Genomic DNA, 19724 nt, shown 5'->3' on the forward strand with positions numbered 1-19724 from the left:
GGCTGAGTTGAAATTTTGAAGGTGTATGCAAGATGACTGATGAATTCAATCTCGAAGAAGCAAATGAAGCTGATGAGGCTTTTGCTTCTCTTGATGCTGACGAAGCAAATCATGATGCTGACGAAGCAAACGAATCAGCTGTAGATAATGAAGCTGCTGTATCTAGCGAGTCTGTTGAAGCTGATGTAGCTGAGGAAGCTGCTGCTGAAGCTGCTGTAGCTGATGGCGCAGCTTCTGCTGAAAGTGCTTCTGCTGACGATGCTGCTGATGCTTCTAGTGATGATGGCGATGCTGACGATGCCGACCCAACTGATGCCGGCGCAATCGCTGTAGCAGAATTTTCTAAGAAACTTCGAACTTTGGAAGGCAAGTGGTACGTTCTTCATACGTATTCTGGTTACGAAAAGCGCGTAAAAACTAACGTTGAATCTCGCGTGCAGAGCTTTGGTTTGGAAGATAAGATTTTCCAGATTGAAGTTCCTATGGAAGAAGTCGAGAAGCATACGGAAAAGGGTAAGAAGGTTATTACTCGCGTGCGTGTGCCAGGCTATGTGTTGATTCGCATGTGGCCGGATGAGAACGCTCGTCGCATTGTGCGCGAAACCGAGGGCGTGACTGGTTTCGTTGGTCCTTCTAGAGAGCCTGCACCATTGAGCCGCAAGGAAGTTGTGGCAATGATGGCTCCGATGATTGCTTCCGAAGCTTTGAAGAATGCTGGCGATAAGCCGGCTGCAGCACGTAAGCGTAAGGTTGAGGTTGCTTACAAGGTTGGCGATCAGGTAACAGTTACCGACGGTCCATTCTCAACGATGGCAGCTGTGGTTTCGGATGTGGAGCCTACAACTCAGAAGCTTACAGTGTTGGTTTCCATCTTTGGTCGTGAAACTCCTGTGGAGCTTGGATTTAACCAAGTGGAGCCGATTGTTTGAGTTGAAAGCCTAGGCTTTTGTAGCTAGCTTTTGTAGTTAGCTTTTGTAGATTTTACAAACCGGGGTGCGTATTGCACTCCGGTTTTTTGTTTTGTTTTTTGTTTAGTTTTTTGGTTTTGTTTGGTTTTTCGTTTTAGTTAGTTCGCTTATTTACTACGACACGCCGTAAAATTTGGAAATAATCCTAAATTTTCTTGCAATTATCGTGCTTTTATCAATTTAAATAATAAATATTTCTAAATATATAGTTTGGCTTGCAAATAGGCATGGGGGGGGGGGTATAGTGCTGAGTGTTTGAGAAGAGCGTTTTTAGCAGAGAATTTTAGCGAGAATTTTAGCAGAGTGTTTTGCAGGGAATTCGAGTTTTTAGTGCCGTTGTAATAACGACATTATGATATAAGAGGGCGAATTAGGTGGTAGGTGTATATGTTTAATTTGCATATATTTAGCCGTTTCCTTCGACTAGTGCGCTCAATTCGCCGTTCCCTATTTGCTTTTTTCGTGACGATTGCAATGTTGCTTGCTACTTTTGTGATTGCTCCAACTTATGCTTTAAGTGCTGGTGGTGCTGGCGAGAAAGTTAGCACTGAGAAGGCTGAGGGTGCTAAGTCTGGTTCTGTTAAGGATGAGGGTGGGCAGAAGCTGCAGTCCGAGCAGAGTGAATTTAATAATACTGAATCTGATAAGAATAATAATAATAAAGAGTCGAATCCTGTTGAAAAGCAGAAGCCTGATAGTAACAAGGTTGATGATAAGGCTAAGTCGACTGATTCTGATGTAAAGAAAAACGTTAAAAAGCAAGATGTTGATTCTGCGAAAGCTGTTAACGGCACTGACAGAAGCACGAATGAAGAGCCTCAGCTTCATCCAGAGTGCAATGGTAAGAAAAAGTATAATACTCCTGAAAAATGCTACAGCATTACTTATAGTAAGGAGTTAAGCATTAAAGGTACTGAGAGTGAGCCTTATTATAAGGTTCCTCAGATTATTACTCCAACAATAAAGGTTGCTGGTAAAGAGCAGAAAACATTGCCTGATGGCGTGTGGCTTGAGTTGAAAAAGTATGGTAATGATGATTCTGTAAATTATGCTTTTTTCAAGGGCGAGAATGATAAGAATGATAGCTACACTGCCAAATCTACGGAAGGTGTATCTAATAGCGATGGTTCTATACGCTTTTTCCCAAGCAAATGGTTAGTAGCTGATAAGAAATATAAGTTTAAAGTCGCAATACATTATCCAGGTGTTTCTGAACCACAATCTAAGAACATCATCAACGCGAAACTAGATAAAAAGGATTTGCCTAATCCTCAATCTGGTGATTTATCGCTGAGCGTATACGATTTTGTGAATAAGCAGGATGATGTTGCGGTAAGTGGTAATAAAATTACTATAAAATCAAAGTCTAATAGTCAAGGTGCTAGCGGAGGCACTGCTGGCAGTACTGATAAAAAAGACGTTTACGATTCTATTAATAAGCTTTTTATTGATTCGCAATCGATATATAAGCGAGGCGAGCTGTACCATCACATGATTTGCAAGGATGATGCCAATAATTACACTGTAGATAATTTTAATGGTTTGAGTCTTAAAGATAAAAAAGATAATCCTTCTGCAGATAATCAGACTCAGTTCAAGCATATGGTAAAACAGAATAATCCAAAGGATAGCACTGCAGATAAGTATGCTTTGTATGAGAATGATGATTATACTGAGCGCTCTCAAAGTTGGATTAGTGGCAAGCCTGCGAAGGCTGGAACTTTTGAGTGCAAAGTGTTTGCTATTAAAAAAGATGTTGAATTAGAGAGAAAATCAGACGGCGGTAAAGAGCCGGAATCTTCTAATCTAGTAAAAGAGTTTGATACTAGAGCAGCAACTCCGGCAGGTAAGCAATCTCTGTTTGAGGGAAACATCGTTGACACGAAGTGGGACAATAAGGCGTCTATTAAGCAAGGCGTTGACTGGGATTATAAGTCAGTTACGATTGAGGTGAAGTCGAGTAATCCTCCAAAGCCGAAACCACCAGAAATTGGTGATAATGATCTTATGCTGAAGGTGTATCCGTTTAATGGTTCTAAAACAGCGTTGACTAGCGACAATAACAAGATTTCTGCGATACTTGGTATGGAGCTTAAGCCGTTTGTTGATGCTACTTCTGCGGCGGATAGCAAGAATAAGATTACGTTGCGCGTGCTGTGTTCGAAGGGCGAGAAGAAGAATAATGCTGGTGGTGGCGGTGCTTCGACCGGAGGTGCTGGCTCTGCTGAAAGTGGTTCTGCTGTAGGTGGCTCAAGTGGCGCTATTACTGGCACTGGCTCGCAAGCTGAGCAATCTTCTGGATCATCGCAACCTGCGGAGAATCTTGAATACAAGACTTGGAGTAGTAATCTTGCCGAGCTTGGGTTGAGTGTGCCTGCGGATGATAATCAAAATACGTGCCACTCTGATAAAGAAGGCAAGAAGACTTGTGTGTCGGCTGATCCTAAGACGAATGTGGCTGCACGAACTGATAAGGAAGTGAGCATAAAGCCGGCTGAGGTTGGCGATTACCAGTGCGTTGTGTTTGCTCTGAAACCTAAAGCACTCGAAACGTTTGATGGTCTAAAAGGCAGTTTAACCCCTACGTCGATAAAATCTTCGCTAACTGCTGCTCCAGCATCTTTTAAAGAACATAAGGATTTTGCTGCTTTTACGCTCAATATTCACTTGGTGAGTAATTTTACTTTGCCGCACACGGGCGGTCAGAGTTGTAATTTGCAGCTGGGTATTCTTGCCGCATTATTGGTGAATCTGCTTGCTGCTGGCTTCGTGGTAAGTCAAAGTGAGCGCGGTCGCAAATTAATTTTTGGAAGGTGGCGAGGCTTATGCAATTACGTATGAAGCAGTTGTATATGCATTTACTCGCGGTGCTTCGCATAAGGCGACTACGTACGCATTTGCGCATAAAGCCTTCCTGTTTCGCGCATTGTTTTATTGTGCATTGTTTTATTGCGCAGTCTTTCGGGATTCGGGAGCGTGATAACACAAGGTAAATGCTAAAAATTTTAAAACTTTACTCGTATGAGCATTATTAATGCAAACTAATTCTCTAGTTGCCGTAAAACGGCAAATGAAAGGAGTGAACATGAAAAAGTTCACTAATAAATTCGTGGCGGCGGTGGTGTCGCTTGCGATGGCTGGCACGCTGTGCGTCGCCGGTGCTGTAACTGTATCTAGTGTCGCGTGGGGTAAGGGTAATAATTTACAGGGAGGAACGGATGGACCTGCTCCGGCTCCGTGGGAGAATGATGCTCCTAAGAAAGGTACTATAACCATCCTTAAGTGCGTGAAGGATACTACTTCTTCTACTACTTCTGGAGGTAGGGGGAAGGTTGTTACTCAGGGTGCATCAGTTTCTTGCCTTACTGGTTTTAAGCCGCTTAAAGACGCTGAGTTCAAATTGACTAAAGTCACTTCTGTTAAGGAAGGTGACAAGTATGTTGACTTAGATCTTAGCAAGTTTGATTCTTGGCAGAAGATTGCGAAACTTGTTACTAAGCTGAACGATCACACTATCGCAGATAGTGGTGAAAACGCTGAAATTACACTCGGTACCGTGACTGAGGGTGATGGTAAAAATGTGTTCACTGGCAAAACTGACAATAAAGGTATAGCCAAGTTTGGTGATGGGAAAAATTCTCTTGACCTTGGCTTGTACAAGGTTGAGGAAACTAGCGCGCCTAAGGGCTATGGTGTTTCTGACTTGCAATCCTTCTATATGACGCTTCCTTTGCCAGAGTACACTACGACGCAAGCCTATGGTAGTAACAAAACCAAGACGACTGTGGCTTATAACTATAATCCTACTGTGAAGCCAAAGAATAAGGATCTCTCGGCTACTATTGAGAAGGTTTACGATAAGACTAAGTTCGCTAGCGTTAAGGATAAAGTGCCTTTCACGATTACTGCCGGCGTGAACATAGCTAAGCGTGATGACAGGAATTTGACCGCTAACGATCTTCAGGGCTATAAGGTCTTCGATGATGCTCCAACTGCTGCTTTGACAGTACAAAAGCCTGATGGATCAACAACTACTCCAACTCTTGCTGATGCTGTGAAGACTGTGAAAATTGGTAAAACGACTCTTGAAAAGGGTACTGCAACTGAACCTAAAGATTACAAAGTCACTTTAGTCACTGATAGTAAGACAGATGAAGGTAAGGATCTTGCTTCTGGTCACACGCGTATTTTAGTAACGTTTGAAAAGGCAGGTCTTGATAAGATTGCTGAAGAAATAAACAAGTGTACTAAGGCAGGAGACACGATTAATGTTGAAGTAGATCTTGAGTTTGAGATTAATCCTGATTACCAGACTTACACTGCTCCTGCTGATGGTCAGACTGCAGCTGACACTAGCAAGGATCAGATTATAAACAAGTCCGGCTTCTTCCCAGCTCATGAGAAGGATGCTAGTGCTTTGCCACCAATCATTCCTGATAATGATCATTCTCAAGCGACTATTGACTTCGGTTTCCTTGATGTCCATAAGTACTACATGAAGGACGGCAAGCAAGAAGATCTTAAGGATGCTGAGTTCAGGATTTTTGCTGATGAGAAAAAGGCAAATGCTTGCGCTCAAGGTATTAAGGAAAATAAGGAACTTGACAAGATTTACGCTTGCAAGGCTGCGTCAACTATTGGTGATGCTGCTGGCGCTACTACTGACGTACAGACTGCTACAACAAATGATAGCGGTAACTTCGCGACTCCGTACAAGACTCGCGCTGGTGAGCCGGTTTATCTTGTTGAGGTTAGAGCTCCTAAGGGTTATGCGATTTCTCCTGTAGTCCACGCTGTGACCGTTGAGAAAGATAAGACTACGACTGAGCCGTTTGAGAACTTCCCACTTAAGGGTGGCGACGATGGCAAGAGCTTCTGGTTCAACCTTCCTGCAACTGGTGCTTATGGCGTGCTGATTTTCGCTGTTGTGGGCATGGTTCTTATTGTTGCGAGCGTGATTATGTACGTGCGCAATCGCAAGGAAGAAGAACAGCAGCAGAACGCTTGATCCGCTTTCTAAAGCTGGTCTTGTAGTCTAATAGCAAAGTGTGAGTCTAGGGTTTACTGAACTAAATCCTAGACTCATATTTGTGTGGCAGAGATTCGAGATTTTTCGCCCTGAATAGAACTTGACTTCAAGTAAACAAAATCAAGAACACTTCCCCGATTTTGTTTACTTATCTGGCGTGTTGGTAAACAAAACCAAGAACAGAATGCCAGTGAGGGCTGGGTGATTCTTGGTCGAACAGTATAAGAGCGGCAGCCGATACCAAATAATCCAAATGATCAACCACTACAAACAAACTTCAACCAAAAAACAAAATCAAAGCCAAATCGGAACAACCGCAACACCATGCAAGACGCAAGAGGCAGAGCGTTGTAAGACAAGAAACACCCAGCCCTCAGCAACGCTAAATAGGAAAATCGCGCGCGTTATATTTGCATTATGAGTGAGACAAATCTAACGAAATTAAGCTAAAAAACGTTACAAATGTCTCATCTATGATGCAAATATAACGAATTTGGGTCAAAAAACGTTACATATGTCTCACGCGAAAGACATATGTAACAAATCTTGGGAAAAGCTCGAATGCAGGTCATGTCGTTCGCGCAACAACAAGTAAGGGAAGTGCGCAACACTTGATAGTAGTGAAGCGTGAAAATATGTTGGAGTAGGAATGAAGGCTAAGAAAAAGGAAAAGCAAGTAAAACGCAAGAAATCGCATTTGCGCCGTATTTTAGAGCCAATTGCCCTCGCGCTTGCTGCAATTCTGTGCTTCACATACCCGGTTGCGTCAACATTGTGGAATAACAAGGTGTCGAAGGAGATTTCCGCTGCGTATGATCGTTTGAGTCGTAAGCAGACTGCGAGTGCTCGCGAGAAGATTTTGAACGCGGCTCGTCGTTATAATGCGCGCCACAAGTCGATTATTACGGCTGATCCTTACGATGGCACGACGGATTACATGAAGACGCCGGAGTATAAGGAGTACGCTAAGCAGCTGGATGAGCCGATGGGGATTATGGGTATCGTAAAAATCCCGAAGATTGGCGTTAAACTGCCGATTTATCACGGTAGTTCGCAGGAGGTTTTGGCGTATGGCGCTGGGCACTTGTATGGCACGGATTTGCCGGTTGGTGGCAAAACGCGTCACGCGGTCGTGACGGCGCATACGGGTTTGCCGAATGCGACCATGTTTGATGATTTAGTGGAGTTGAAAAAGGGCGACTATTTCTATTTTGACGTGCAAGGGGAGACGCTGCGTTACAGGGTATTCCGAATTAGCGTGGTCGATCCGCATGATATTAGGTTGCTTCAACGCGAGAATGGGCGCGATTTGGCGACGCTGCTTACGTGTACTCCGTATGGTGTGAATACGCAGAGGCTGTTGGTTACGGGATATCGTGTGCTGCCAGATCCAGTTTTCGCACCTGGCGATAAGTTGCAGTGGCCGCTTTGGATGACGATGTTCATGCTCGCGCTCATCGGTTGTGCGGTGATTCTTGCGACGATGATTATTGCTGCGGTTCGCAAGCGTCGTCGCCGTGCTGCAAACCTTGCCAGCGCTAAGCATGTGGGTAAAAAATATGTTGTTAGTAAATAGTTGATAAGTCTAATTAATATGTGATAGCATTTCGTATACGAAAGTATTGAGAGTTGGAGTGATTATGGCTAATTTTCGTGGTGAAGGTGGCGTTGATGTCACTGATGAAATGCTCGATAAATGGGAAAGTGATGCTGAAAAAGGTATCTATCATGGGAAAGCTGGTAATTTGCGTATTAAAAAGCCGCTTGGTAGACCGCCTCTTTACAAAGAAGCTATGTTGCCTATAACTTTTCGTATATCTGCTGAAGATGCTGATGCTTTAAAAGCTTCTGCGGATAAGCAGGGTGTGAAGATTGGGGATGTTGTGCGCGAAGCATGCAAACTGCTTCTTTCGCAGCAAGTGCGGTGATTGTTAAGCGTTTGCAAACTTCCGATGTCTGTCTTTCAACTTTCTTAAGTTTGTACCCAACTTGGAAGTAGACTTACAACTTTTGCTGTTGTGCAAAAATAGCCGCAGCTTCCGTAATGCAGCGTGTCGCGAAGATGTGGCATAATAGGAAGGCTTGTGACTGGAGGAGGAATCCGCTAGCACAGCACAGCAATACAAGATGCGGGAGGAAGCTGCAAAACGGCTTTATAGCAACGTTTCGTAAGTGCTTTACTTCTGTAAGAAGCGACTATACCAACGTTTGCAGCAACCGTTTGAACCGCTTGTACAAGAAAGAAGAACCATATTATGGCTCCGAAAAAGAAAGTCTCCGCGCTTATTAAGCTCGAGATTCAGGCTGGTAAGGCAAATCCAGCTCCACCACTGGGCCCAGCATTAGGCTCCCACGGCGTGAACATCATGGACTTCTGCAAGGCGTATAACGACCAGACGAAGGACAAGATGGGTCAGATCGTCCCAGTTGAGATCACCGTTTACGAAGATCGTTCCTTCACCTTCATTTTGAAGACCCCACCAGCCGCTGCTTTGTTGCTTAAGGCTGCTGGAATCCAGAAGGGCACCGAGAATCCATTGACTCACAAGGTTGGTTCTGTGACCAAGGCTCAGGTGCGCGAAATCGCCGAAATTAAGATGCCTGACCTCTCCGCACGTGACGTCGAGGCCGGTATGAAGATCATCGCGGGTACTGCTCGCTCGATGGGTATTACCGTTACCGACTGAAAGGGAGTGTAGAAATGGCTAAGCGTTCTAAGAAGTATCGTGAAGCGGCTGAGAAGATCGACCGCAATAACCTGTACACCCCAGCTGAAGCTATCGCTTTGTTGCAGAGCATGCCAAAGCACGCTTTCGACGAGTCCGTTGAGGCTGTTATGCGCCTTAACGTGGATCCTCGCAAGGCTGATCAGTTGGTTCGTGGCGTAGTTAACTTGCCAAACGGCACCGGTAAGACCGCTAAGGTTTTGGTGTTCGCTCGTGGCCCAAAGGCTACTGAGGCTCAGGAAGCTGGCGCCGACATCGTTGGTGATGACGAGCTTATCGAAAAGGTTGCCGGTGGCTTCCTTGACTTCGATGCAGTCGTTGCAACCCCAGATATGATGGGTAAGGTTGGCCGCTTGGGTCGTGTGCTTGGTCCTCGTAGCTTGATGCCAAACCCAAAGACTGGCACCGTGACTATGGATGTAGCCAAGGCTGTTGCTGATATTAAGGGCGGTAAGATTGAGTTCCGCGTGGATCGCCAGGGCAACCTGTCCTTCCTCTTCGGCAAGCTCTCCTTCGATGCTAAGGCTCTTGAAGAGAACTTCAAGGCTGTTGCAGACGAAATCCGCCGCTTGAAGCCAAGCACCATCAAGGGTCGTTACATTACTAAGGTAACTGTGACTTCCACTATGGCTCCTGGTGTTCCAGTTGATATCGCCAGCATCGCTGCCTGATTTATTGCTTGCATAGTTTGTGCGAAAGCATGGCTGGTAAGTAGTAAATTAAGTTTAAAACTTATAAACGCTGAAAATGTGCTCTTTTGAGTCATGTTTTCAGCGTTTTTTGTTACTCGCGTCACTGCGTTTCTGCGTTAGTAACGAATAATTGTGATTTTGCGTTACTGTTGCAGTACGTTATCTGCGTTAGTAACGAATAATTGTGATTTTGCGTTACTTGCGCAGTATGCTATCTGCGTTAGTAACGCGAATAGGTTACGTGAGATGTTTTGGCGCGGGAGAGGTCGCGCTTATAGAGAATTCGCGACGCATGTAGGCTCACTGCGTGTTGTGATTTAGCGCCAAGTTCTAAACATTCTCTTATACTACTAGTAGTTTGTTTATTGCAAAAAATGCCCTTATTTAGGTGTTTTTCTTTAAAATGCTTTCTATTTGTAAAAAAGTGGTGTACCCTGTGTTATTGTAATCTAGATTGGTTTATTCCGGGTTGGTTTATTCCGAGTTGGTTTATTCCAGTTTTAATATTGGTATCTTGCTTCTGCGTTTTAGCACTAACTTTTTTGCAGGGGTTAGATAAAAGAGATTGAAGGTCTAATATGTTAAAGAAGAAGACCATTGCAGCTTTTGCTGCAGCTGCTACTTTGTTTGCAGGTTGTGCTTTTGCTGCTCCAGCAATGGCTCAGGATGAAGATCATACTGTACTTACTGAGTACGGTACTCCAGATCCATTGAATGGACAAAATTTGTATCCAGAGACTCATGAGGCTCCTGCTAATCCTGAGGGCTATACTGATCCTACCCAGGTTCCTGATAGGAATCACTGCTACAAGAACTCCTTGGGCACTGTAGTTTGCGAGCCTGCTACATATACTTTGTACAACAAAGCCACTACTAGCGACTTCCATGAGAATGATAAGAAGCCAGCTCCAGCTAAGCCAGCTCCAGCTAAGCCAGCTCATAAGCTTCCTCCTACCGGTGCTGCAGTAGCTATGGTTGCTGTAGTTGCTTCTGCTCTTGCCGGCATGGGCGCTGCTCTTCGCAAGATTCGTCACTAAATTAGTGTTGTAAGCACAAGCCAATATATTCTTATTCCTTGTGCTTACTTTTTCTTGCACTTTAGCGTGTGGTGTGAAACCTTTGGTTTTGCGCCGCACGTTTTTTTTTGTTTGTAAAATTAGAGTTATTGTGAATCGCGAATTTAGACTTAGTGTGAATCGCGAATTCTGCCAATTGTTATAGCTGTTTGCAGCACATAAGCGGCGCGCGGATCCGTAGCATCCCATCCTGTAGTTTGCGCAACTTTACGTAAACGATAACGCACAGTATTTGGATGCACATTAAGTTCGTGTGCTGTTTGGTCGAGAGCTCCACCAAAGCGCAAGAACATATCAATAGTTTCCAAAGTCGGATCGTCGTGGCTGTAAGGAGCCAAGCTTTGATAAACCTTGTTGTAAAGAGTATCAAAAGCTGTGGCATCGCCAATAAGCGCTCGCTCTGGAAGCAAATCATCCGTGTGAATTATTTGCGGCAAATGTTTTACTGCTGGAGCAACAGCAATCGCGGCAAGCGTAGCAGTAAGAGCGGAAGAAATCTGCTCAACTCCTTCAACCATGCTGCTGACACAAATCGGTTTATTAGAATTTTCAAAAACTTTGCACAGCTTCTCTAAAGCCTGATCGCTAGGATTTTCGCGCACAGCAAGCAGAATAATGTGAGAAGGTGCTGCAAAATTAGAAGAATTTTTTGTAGATGCCGATATCAGTGCTTGCGTTTTTTGCCAAGCTCCCGTAATGCGTTGCAAAGCACTACTTTGTGCGCGCTCAACTATCGCATCGTAAGCATTGCAACTGCCGAGCTGCGGCCAAATATTTCGGCGCAAAGTGTCAGTGTTATCAGGTGGAATATCTGGTGCTGGCTTGCGATTTGGTCCGTCATCTGGCTTAATTGCAGTGCCGAAAGTTCCTGCAATAACAATAACTTTTGGCGAATCTGACCATTGAAGCAAATGCATGAAAGCGTCAATGCGAGCATCTGCAATACCATTCATTAAGCACGTTGCAATAATCGAATGTAATTGCAAACGCATAGCAGCGTCAAAAACTTGACCATCACGATTGTCGAAAATTCTAAGCGGCTCCGAGCTAGTTGATTTTTGCGCGCTGGGCAATGGAGTAAAACTCGGTGAATTATTGCCTCTACTATTTTCAGAAGATTGACTTGAACGACTTGAACGACTTTGATTTGATGAAAGACGATGCCACAAGTGATGCTTGTGCTTTTCTTCGTTTTCTTGCTCTGCTTTAGAAGAATCTTCTTGATCATTTGATACAGCGTTTACTTGCGTTTTGTTCAACTGTTCACTTTCAAGAGAATTAGCAATATTAGAATCTTCCGCATGATTTTCTGCTGCCTGTACGCTTGCTAGTATCGAAAGAAAATCGCTACTAAGTAAGTTGTTTTCCTCAAGTTTATCTTCATGATTCTCTTCGGACATAACAGAAGAAGCAGCGCTGCTATCTTGCGCAAACTGAGGTGTATTCTTCTCGTCCATCTTGTGCCTCTGATCCTAACATTCTTTACTATTATAGCGCGCTTGAGTAAAAGTATCTCGCCAAAAAGTAAGCGCTACAAAGCAGAAAACAAAAGCTAACGGTAGCATATGCCGATCAAAATTATTAGCTGGAGCAAGAATCATAACTCCAACTAGCAAGGCAAGTGGAATATGCCATAACAATGTACGCCAACGGCGAAGAATAATTTCTGCAACACCGATAAGTAGTGTAAAAATAACGAAAGTATTTCCGTGAATTGGCCAACTTAAAACAGGAATATCGCTAAACGTGCTAATATCTTCTGCAAATTTAGCTCTCCACTTAGGATTCCAATATTTAATCCAATCAGATTTTTGTATGCTGTCAGTGTCTATGTAATATTCTGGTCCAACATACGGGCGGTCAAAAATATCAAAGTATCCGTAAGTTTTCGCAAGAAAAGCGTCAGTTGCAACGAGTGGACTATGCGTAATCATTTGCCACCAAGCGAAATCTAATTTACGGATATTATCTTTAGTAACGTATCTCCAACGATAACTCACTTTTTTAGACTGCAATCCGGAAGATTTCACAGGGTCTGCGTCATAAGGTTTGTATGCTTCTGCAGTTTGATCCAGATTAAAAATTGGTGCAATAATGCGCTTTGCGCTACGCGGTATGCTATGCGGATCAAGCTTAGCTATACGTGCAATTTGTTGTAACTGAATGCCGCGACTCTCAATAGGATCGCCGCTAATAATAGCACCGCTCGAAATAAGCATAATTAACGAGCCGTGAATCACAACGATCGGAAGCAAAATTCCGCAAACCCACAAACGCCAGCGTTTGCGCTCAAAAATAATTAAAAGCACGAATTGAAAAACCAGAATATACCAAGCGTATTTTGCAGCAATAAGCATTACGCACACTGAAATAATTAATTCCAAAACAGTGTGAAGTCTAGGCTTTTGCGCACTCGGCTCTGTGCTAGGTGTATTTTTAGTGTCGTTCGCATGATAGCAATTAGTTAACTCGTAATTTATGCCGAACCACCAAACAAAAGCGAACGCAAAAAGCGGAGATTTTGTAAGCGCAATAGTTGAGCACAACACAAGCGGATTAAGCAAAAACATAAGCAGAATAACGAATCTTGCAAAAGTTGTTGTGTTGCAATTTGTTGAGCTAGATTCTGCGTTAAGCCAAGGTTTGTTTAAGAAGCGGTGTGCTGTTGCGCAAACGCACCATGCTGCAAATGCAAATTGCATGAAAGCAAGAAGTACAATTCCAGCGTCGTTTGAGTCGGTAAAGTATCTGGAGACTGCTGTTGTTGCGCCATAAATAACAGTTAGAACAATGTTGTGCTGATCTGTTAAATAAGTTGGGTGAGGCGGCCACAAGTAGTGCGCAGTCGGGTAAATATCCATTGGGACAAAGCTAAAGAAGCCGATATAAGGCTGATCTAAGCCTGTAACTTTATTCCAAGTCCAACTGTACTCGCGAATTTGCGAGCATATGTCCGCGCCGTATGCAGCAAGTAACGTAGCTGGAACCCAAATCCAACCCACGAAAAAAGTAAGAAATAGGTTTCTTCTGTTGCGAGTGGAGTGGTTAATAAACCATTTAGCGCAATTAAAAAATAGTTTTGCAGATTTTAAAAGAAAATGCGAAATATTGCGGAAAATAGTGTGTTTAGTAGTAAATTTTTGTAATTTTGACTGTTTTTTATTTTCGCTATTTTTTCTTAACGCAATTGACTTTATTAATTTCGTAAAAGGTTGATATTTAGGCAAAAACTTTTTATTTTTACCGTAGTAAATAAGCGCAGCCAATATTAGTGCGTATATTATGAAGGCAGCAACGAAAATAAAAGAATTAACTGACGAAAAATCAGCGATTGACCCTAAATGAACTTTAATATTTTGACTGCGGAAAATTGGCCCCAAGCTAGTGCAAAAAGCAAGTATAAAACATAACAAAGCAGCAAGAGTGTAATCCAAAAAACGTGCTGCAATAGCACGCAATTTACGCGGCTTTTCGTACTGCGTTTTGCGACGTATGCGCTCCATGTGTTAACACCTGCTTAATTGATGCCTAGCTACTTTGTTTGCTATTGCGCGCAAAACATGCAATGACGCGCGCAAAAATATGATCTGATGTAAATTATACATATGACTATTTTTTCTTCGCAAAGTGTGGCATTGATGCCGCAGACATCAGAAGTAGCAGATTTGGTAAAATATTTCGCAATTACAGATTCTACGCAAAATATTGCGCGAGAAATGATACAAAAAGGCGAAATAATCGCGCGAGATGACGGAAAGCCAGCAATAGTTGCTATTGTGGCAGACAAGCAAACAGCAGGTCGCGGCAGGCTTGGACGCGCGTGGGTAAGTCGCCCGGGGGAAAGCTTTTTAGTTTCATTCGTAACTTTGCTGCCGAAGTCAATTGTTATGGACGCAAGTCACAATGGGTGGCTGCCTATTATTGCAGGGCTTGCAGCGCGTGACGCACTTCTAGAAACGTTTAAAGAGTGCGGAAGCTCGCCAATGCACGGTGATGCTTGCGAGATAAAACTTAAATGGCCTAACGACGTGTTTTTGCACGATTGCAAAGAAGGCGGAATATTAACAGAAATCGTAGCTAATCCAAGCAAGGATGGTGTTATTGGAGTAATTTTTGGAATTGGATTGAATTTGCACGTGCCGCAAGAAGTATTGCCAATTAAAATGGCGACTTCGCTGCAAATGCATATGACTGATTTGCCGGAAGCTAAAGAATTGCGCGATGAGATTGCTGCAAAAATCGTTACTGGATTGCGTTCTAGACTTGGTGATTTTATGCGCGATTATCCATGTAACGCTGCAGATTTGCTTCAAGAAGTAAATGGTGTGTGTTGGACTCTTGGGCGCGAAGTTAACGTGCATCCAGTTGGCGGAAGCGTGGTGACAGGAACTGCTGTGCGGCTTGGAGAAGATGCGTCGCTTACGATTCGTGAGGCATCTGGCGAGGAGATTGTGGTAAAAAGCGGTGATGTGCACGCAGTTGCGTATGAAAAATGAGATTTAAATAAAGCAAACGCGATGACTTGCTTTCTGCACTAGTGTCTCATTTTGCTTGTTTTGGGACACTAGTGCAGTTGAGTTACTGCGTGAGTGTCTCTTGATTGTGGTTTTGGGACACTAGTGCAGTTGTCGTTCTGCGCACGTGTCTCAAAACAGGCAGAATGGGACACTCGCGCAGTGCGACGACATGCCTGAGCGCTTGTTCCGAACGGCTATTTGGTAGCCGTTCGGCTGATTTGGCATGTGAAGCACACTGTGCTTCACATTTGAGCCAAATCACGCTTTGACCGAGCTTGAAATCCCAGTGATTTCAAGCTCGGTCAAAGCGCGCCTTTTTATTAAGTGCGTTGTACAAGCCGGAGCAAGCCGCGCTCGCAACAAAAGCCTTAATCAAATCGCCAATCATGAAGATAATCAAGGTTGCTGCGGCAGTTGAAAGTGGCATGCCAGTTAAGTAGCTTTGGCCGAAAATGCCGAATGCGTAAATCACAATCGTGCCGATTATAGAAGCTACAGAGTAAGTGCAGAAGCGTGCGAAAGTCTTCTTGAAGGAGTTTTCTGGCATCATTGCGTCAAGAGCTACGTCAAATACGCGCTTCAAAGCAGCGGTTGCAGCAACGCCAAAAATGAAACCGGCTAAGAATCCTGCAGTAGGGCCGACGAAAACAGCCCATCCGCCCTTAAAGCCAGCAAACACAGGCAAACCTGCTGCTCCAACAGCAAGATACATAACTACAGAAGCTACGCCTTCGCGCCAGCTCAAAGTTAAACCAATAATGCACAAAACAAGAGTTTGCAACGTAATAGGCACAGGAGTAATAGGAAGATAAATTGCGCCTGCCATAGTAGAAAGAGCCAAAAGCACAGTGAGAAGCGCTGGCTTTGCAAGCCATGCTGCAGCTACTTTCAACTTATTTGCAACGTTTGAATTTGCTGATGCTGTTGCTGCATTATTTTGATTTATGTTAGTCATGAAAACCTTCTTTTGGTTATTTCCGGTTTGCCGTTTGCGGCTAATAGGTTGTCAATTAAACGGTTTTGCCGGTTGTTTTCCGTTTCGCTAATCACATTACGTGCCTAAAAAATCATGTGCATTGGAGAAGTGTACAAAATTTTGCTCTAGCTTTTGTGTATGTCGACTCATCCGTAAACGCAACTTTTCTAATATCTTGTAACGTATGGTTACGAATATCAAAAAAATTCTCATCGCAAACCGCGGTGAAATCGCCTTGCGAGTTATTCGCACGGCTCACGAAATGGGCATTTTTACCGTTGCTATTTACGCACCGACTGATCGCAATGCGCAGTTTGTAGAAATGGCAGACGAAGCGTACGCACTTTCCGGAGACACGTATCGCGATACTTATTTAAACGAAGATGCGATTCTTGACATTATTAAAAGAAGCGGCACGGATGCAGTACACCCGGGTTACGGTTTCCTTTCGGAAGTTGCGTCTTTTGCTAAGAAAGTTAACGATGCTGGAGTTATTTGGATTGGTCCGCGTCCGGAAGCTCTTATTGATTTGGGAGATAAAATTACGGCTCGTCGCGTGGCAGTTCGCGCGAAAGTGCCGCCAGTTCCAGGCATTTCGGAGCCTGTAAAAGATATTCGAGAACTTTTAACTTTTGCGCAAACGCACGGCTATCCTGTGATGATGAAGCGCACGGATGGCGGCGGCGGACGCGGCATTACAGTCGTTCGTAACGACGACGAGTTGCGCGGTTTTTACATGAATCACGACGCTCTTCAGGGCGGCGACTTAGACGAATATTTTATTGAGCGTTTTATTGACAAAGCTCGCCACGTTGAAACGCAGTGTGGCCGCGACGCTCACGGAAATTTCACCGTATATTCCACGCGCGATTGCTCGGTGCAGCGCCGAAACCAAAAGCTGGTTGAGGAAGCTCCTGCACCGTTCTTGACTGACGATGAAAAAGATCAGCTTTACCGATATTCTCGTAACCTATTTGAAGCTGTTGACTACGTTGGTCTTGGCACGTGCGAATATATGGTGACTTCTCAGCATAAAGTCTACTTCTTGGAAGTTAATCCGCGATTGCAAGTTGAGCACACGGTTAGTGAGGAAGTTAGCGGACTTGATTTAGTGCGAGAACAGCTCAATATTGCTGACGGCGGCGAGTTGATTAAGGATCCAGAGCCTCGCGGACACAGCTTCGAGCTTCGCATTACTTCGGAAGATCCTGCTACGAATTTGACTCCAAGTTCCGGCACTTTGACGAAGATTAAGTGGCCTTCCGGCCCTGGTATTCGAGTCGATTTTGGTGTTGAAGTTGGCGATAATATTTCGCCAAAATTCGATTCGATGATGGGCAAGCTTATTATTACTGCGCAAAGTCGCGAAACTGCTGTTGCTCGCGTGCGTCGCGCTTTGAAGGAACTTTGCATTGAGGGCGTGCCAACTCCAGCGAAACTTTTTGAGCAGATTTTTAACGACCCTGAGTTCACTGCGGAAAATCACAGTTTTGACGTGTCTACTAAGTGGATGGAACGCAAGTATTTGAACCGCGTTCCTGCAGCTTCCTTGGGTGGGCAGCCGGCTTCGCTTGTTTCTGGAAAGTCTGCTGATGAGTCCGAAAATAAGCAGCCTGCAATGGAATCCTTCATTATTGAGGTTGATAATAAGCGCGTAAAGCTTACGATTCCGCAAGATATTGTTGACAATTTGACTGGTTCTGCGCGCGTTCGTAGCGTTTCTAGAGCTTCGCAGCCTTTGCGCGGACGTTCGCTTCGCGGCAGTACTCACAAATCTGAAGAGCAAAAGCAGATTCCTGGCGTAATCGCAGCGCCTATGCAAGCTGTTATTACGCGCGTGAATGTTGCTGAAGGCCAGCAGGTTGCCAAGGGTGATTTGCTTGTGGTGCTTGAGTCTATGAAGATGGAAAATTACGTTTACGCTCCTGCAGCTGGTACTGTTACTGGAATTTTTGTGGGGCCTGGTGACGGCGTGGAATCGGGCGCAAAGCTTGTGACGATTGACATTTCTGGTTCAAATAAGGGAGATTCGTCTGAAGGTGAGAAGTCTTCCGAAAAGTCTTCCGAGAAGTCTTCCGAAAAGCCGGAAGGAGAGCAGAAATGAGCACTTTAGTAAAAGAAAAGTCTGAAATTTCGGAGAAAAGTGTGAATAATTCTGACGAAACAAACTTGCAGCCTCGTCGCGGAAAAGCTGCAGTTCAGCACGCAGCACAACTTGCTCGTGACGCAGAACAAAAAGCTTTAGAACGTCAGCACGCAAAAGGCAAAAGCACTGCTCGCGAGCGTCTCGACCTGCTTTTTGACACAGGCTCATTCGTGGAAATCGGACGCTTTAACGGCGGTGACATAAATAACGATGTTGCCGGATGCGCTGTAATCACCGGTTTTGGCGAAGTTTACGGACGCAAAGTTGCTGTGTACGCACAAGACTTTTCTGTGCGCGGCGGAACTTTAGGTAAAGCTGAAGGCGAGAAAATCTGCCATCTTTTAGATATGGCTGTTGAACTTCGCGTGCCAGTTGTTGCTGTAATTGATTCCGGCGGCGCTCGCATTCAGGAAGGCGTTAGCGCGCTTATGCAATATGGTCGCATCTTCAAAAAAACTTGCGAAGCAAGCGGCTTGATTCCGCAAATCTCAATTATTTTGGGTCCTTGCGCTGGTGGTGCAGTTTATTGCCCTGCATTGACGGATTTGATTATTATGACTCGCGAGCACTCAAATATGTTCGTAACTGGCCCGGATGTTGTTAAAGCTGCAACCGGCGAGGCTATTAGCATGGACGATTTGGGCGGCGGTCTTGTGCATAACGCAACTTCCGGTGTCGCTCACTATTTGGGTGAAGATGAAGCGGATGCAATTGACTACGCGCGCACAGTTTTGGCTTATTTGCCATCTAGCTGCGAGGCAGAGCCTCCAACTTTTGCATACGCTGCAACGCGCGCGGATCGCGAAACTGCGCGCGAGTTGGCAAGTATTGTGCCAGATAACGACCGTCAGCCTTACGATGTGCTCGACGTGATTCGCAGAATAGTTGACTACGGTGAGTTCGTGCAAGTGCAAGAATTGTATGCTGCTTCTGCAGTGGTTGGTTTCGCTTGCATTGAGGGTCATCCTGTTGGAATCGTAGCAAATCAGCCGAAGGTGAATGCTGGTATTTTGGATGTAAATTCTTCCGAAAAAGTCGCGCGATTTGTGCGATTATGCGATGCGTTTAATTTGCCTGTGGTGACTCTAGTAGATACTCCTGGTTATAAGCCTGGTTCGGATCAAGAGCACGCAGGAATTATTCGCCGAGGCGCAAAAGTGATTTATGCGTACGCGAATGCGCAAGTTCCGCTGGTTACAGTTATTTTGCGAAAGGCTTTCGGTGGAGCTTATATCGTTATGGGTTCCAAGTCGATGGGTGCGGACGTGAATTACGCGTGGCCAACCAGCCAGATTGCGGTTTTGGGTGCGCAAGGTGCTGTGAATATTATTCATCGTAAAGATTTGCAAAAAGCTAAAGAGCGCGGGCAAGACGTTGCAGCTCTTAGGAAGCAGCTGGTTGACGAGTATGAGGCGACTACTGTTAATGCAAATCTTTCGCTGGAAACTGGTCAGATTGACGCAATGATTGATCCGGAGCAGACTCGCGATATGATTGCTGGCTCATTGAAGCTTTTGCGAAGTAAAAAGCGGGTTTCCAGAACTGGAAAGCATCACGGAAATCAGCCAATGTAAGCATATTTATAAAAATTATA

The 19724-nt window shown here is 44.5% G+C and carries 14 protein-coding genes; 11 read left to right on the forward strand and 3 right to left on the reverse strand.

Annotation, left to right across the window (positions count from 1 at the left end; translation table 11 throughout):
- Positions 1 to 32 precede the first annotated feature (32 nt).
- The 8 genes from nusG to AC1EKT_RS06010 all read left to right on the forward strand — a co-directional run bounded on the left by nusG (position 33) and on the right by AC1EKT_RS06010 (position 10452).
- On the forward strand, positions 33 to 929 hold the full coding sequence (gene nusG / locus AC1EKT_RS05975; protein WP_481615804.1) for a transcription termination/antitermination protein NusG: 897 nt from the start codon (positions 33 to 35) through the stop codon (positions 927 to 929).
- A gap of 426 nt (positions 930 to 1355) precedes the next feature.
- The gene (locus AC1EKT_RS05980; RefSeq protein WP_481615805.1) at positions 1356 to 3809 is read left to right on the forward strand and encodes a hypothetical protein; all 2454 of its coding nucleotides are present in this window, start codon (positions 1356 to 1358) and stop codon (positions 3807 to 3809) included.
- Between the two features lie 244 nt (positions 3810 to 4053).
- On the forward strand, positions 4054 to 5976 hold the full coding sequence (locus AC1EKT_RS05985) for a SpaH/EbpB family LPXTG-anchored major pilin (protein ID WP_481615806.1): 1923 nt from the start codon (positions 4054 to 4056) through the stop codon (positions 5974 to 5976).
- A gap of 670 nt (positions 5977 to 6646) precedes the next feature.
- Positions 6647 to 7573, forward strand: coding sequence for a class C sortase (locus AC1EKT_RS05990; RefSeq protein WP_481615807.1), 927 nt, complete (start codon positions 6647 to 6649; stop codon positions 7571 to 7573).
- A 64-nt stretch (positions 7574 to 7637) separates the two neighbouring features.
- Complete coding sequence (locus AC1EKT_RS05995) at positions 7638 to 7925, forward strand: toxin-antitoxin system antitoxin subunit (protein ID WP_419399234.1); 288 nt, start codon at positions 7638 to 7640, stop codon at positions 7923 to 7925.
- 327 nt (positions 7926 to 8252) lie between these two features.
- Positions 8253 to 8684 (forward strand): 50S ribosomal protein L11, encoded by a 432-nt coding sequence (gene rplK / locus AC1EKT_RS06000; protein WP_004118588.1) that lies wholly within the window; start codon positions 8253 to 8255, stop codon positions 8682 to 8684.
- Between the two features lie 14 nt (positions 8685 to 8698).
- Positions 8699 to 9394 carry a 50S ribosomal protein L1 gene (rplA, locus tag AC1EKT_RS06005; protein WP_004106273.1) on the forward strand — a complete coding sequence of 232 codons (696 nt, stop codon included), beginning with the start codon at positions 8699 to 8701 and terminating at the stop codon, positions 9392 to 9394.
- Between the two features lie 599 nt (positions 9395 to 9993).
- Entirely contained in the window at positions 9994 to 10452 is a 459-nt protein-coding gene (locus tag AC1EKT_RS06010) for a hypothetical protein (protein ID WP_415687944.1), read from the forward strand.
- Positions 10453 to 10601: 149 nt separating this feature from the next.
- Here AC1EKT_RS06010 and AC1EKT_RS06015 read toward each other — a convergent pair whose 3' ends face one another.
- Positions 10602 to 11948, reverse strand: coding sequence for a helix-turn-helix domain-containing protein (locus AC1EKT_RS06015; RefSeq protein ID WP_415687554.1), 1347 nt, complete (start codon positions 11946 to 11948; stop codon positions 10602 to 10604).
- Positions 11949 to 11963: 15 nt separating this feature from the next.
- Complete coding sequence (locus AC1EKT_RS06020; protein WP_415687552.1) at positions 11964 to 13994, reverse strand: DUF6020 family protein; 2031 nt, start codon at positions 13992 to 13994, stop codon at positions 11964 to 11966.
- A gap of 102 nt (positions 13995 to 14096) precedes the next feature.
- Here AC1EKT_RS06020 and AC1EKT_RS06025 point away from each other — a divergent pair, with 102 nt between their 5' ends.
- Entirely contained in the window at positions 14097 to 14987 is an 891-nt protein-coding gene (locus AC1EKT_RS06025; RefSeq protein ID WP_415687550.1) for a biotin--[acetyl-CoA-carboxylase] ligase, read from the forward strand.
- Positions 14988 to 15300: 313 nt separating this feature from the next.
- Here the strand turns inward: AC1EKT_RS06025 and AC1EKT_RS06030 are convergent, their stop codons facing one another.
- Positions 15301 to 15963: a biotin transporter BioY gene (locus AC1EKT_RS06030; protein ID WP_415683648.1), complete on the reverse strand. Its 663-nt coding sequence runs from the start codon at positions 15961 to 15963 to the stop codon at positions 15301 to 15303.
- A 205-nt stretch (positions 15964 to 16168) separates the two neighbouring features.
- Here AC1EKT_RS06030 and AC1EKT_RS06035 point away from each other — a divergent pair, with 205 nt between their 5' ends.
- Together AC1EKT_RS06035 and AC1EKT_RS06040 are read left to right on the forward strand one after the other, a co-directional pair.
- A complete protein-coding gene (locus AC1EKT_RS06035; RefSeq protein WP_415683650.1) occupies positions 16169 to 18088 on the forward strand; it encodes an ATP-binding protein in 1920 nt (639 codons plus the stop codon).
- Complete coding sequence (locus AC1EKT_RS06040; RefSeq protein WP_481615808.1) at positions 18085 to 19704, forward strand: acyl-CoA carboxylase subunit beta; 1620 nt, start codon at positions 18085 to 18087, stop codon at positions 19702 to 19704. The genes AC1EKT_RS06035 and AC1EKT_RS06040 overlap by 4 nt, the downstream gene beginning before the upstream one ends.
- The last annotated feature ends 20 nt before the right edge of the window (positions 19705 to 19724 follow it).

The sequence above is a fragment of the Bifidobacterium sp. C0047B3 genome, assembly GCF_056590535.1.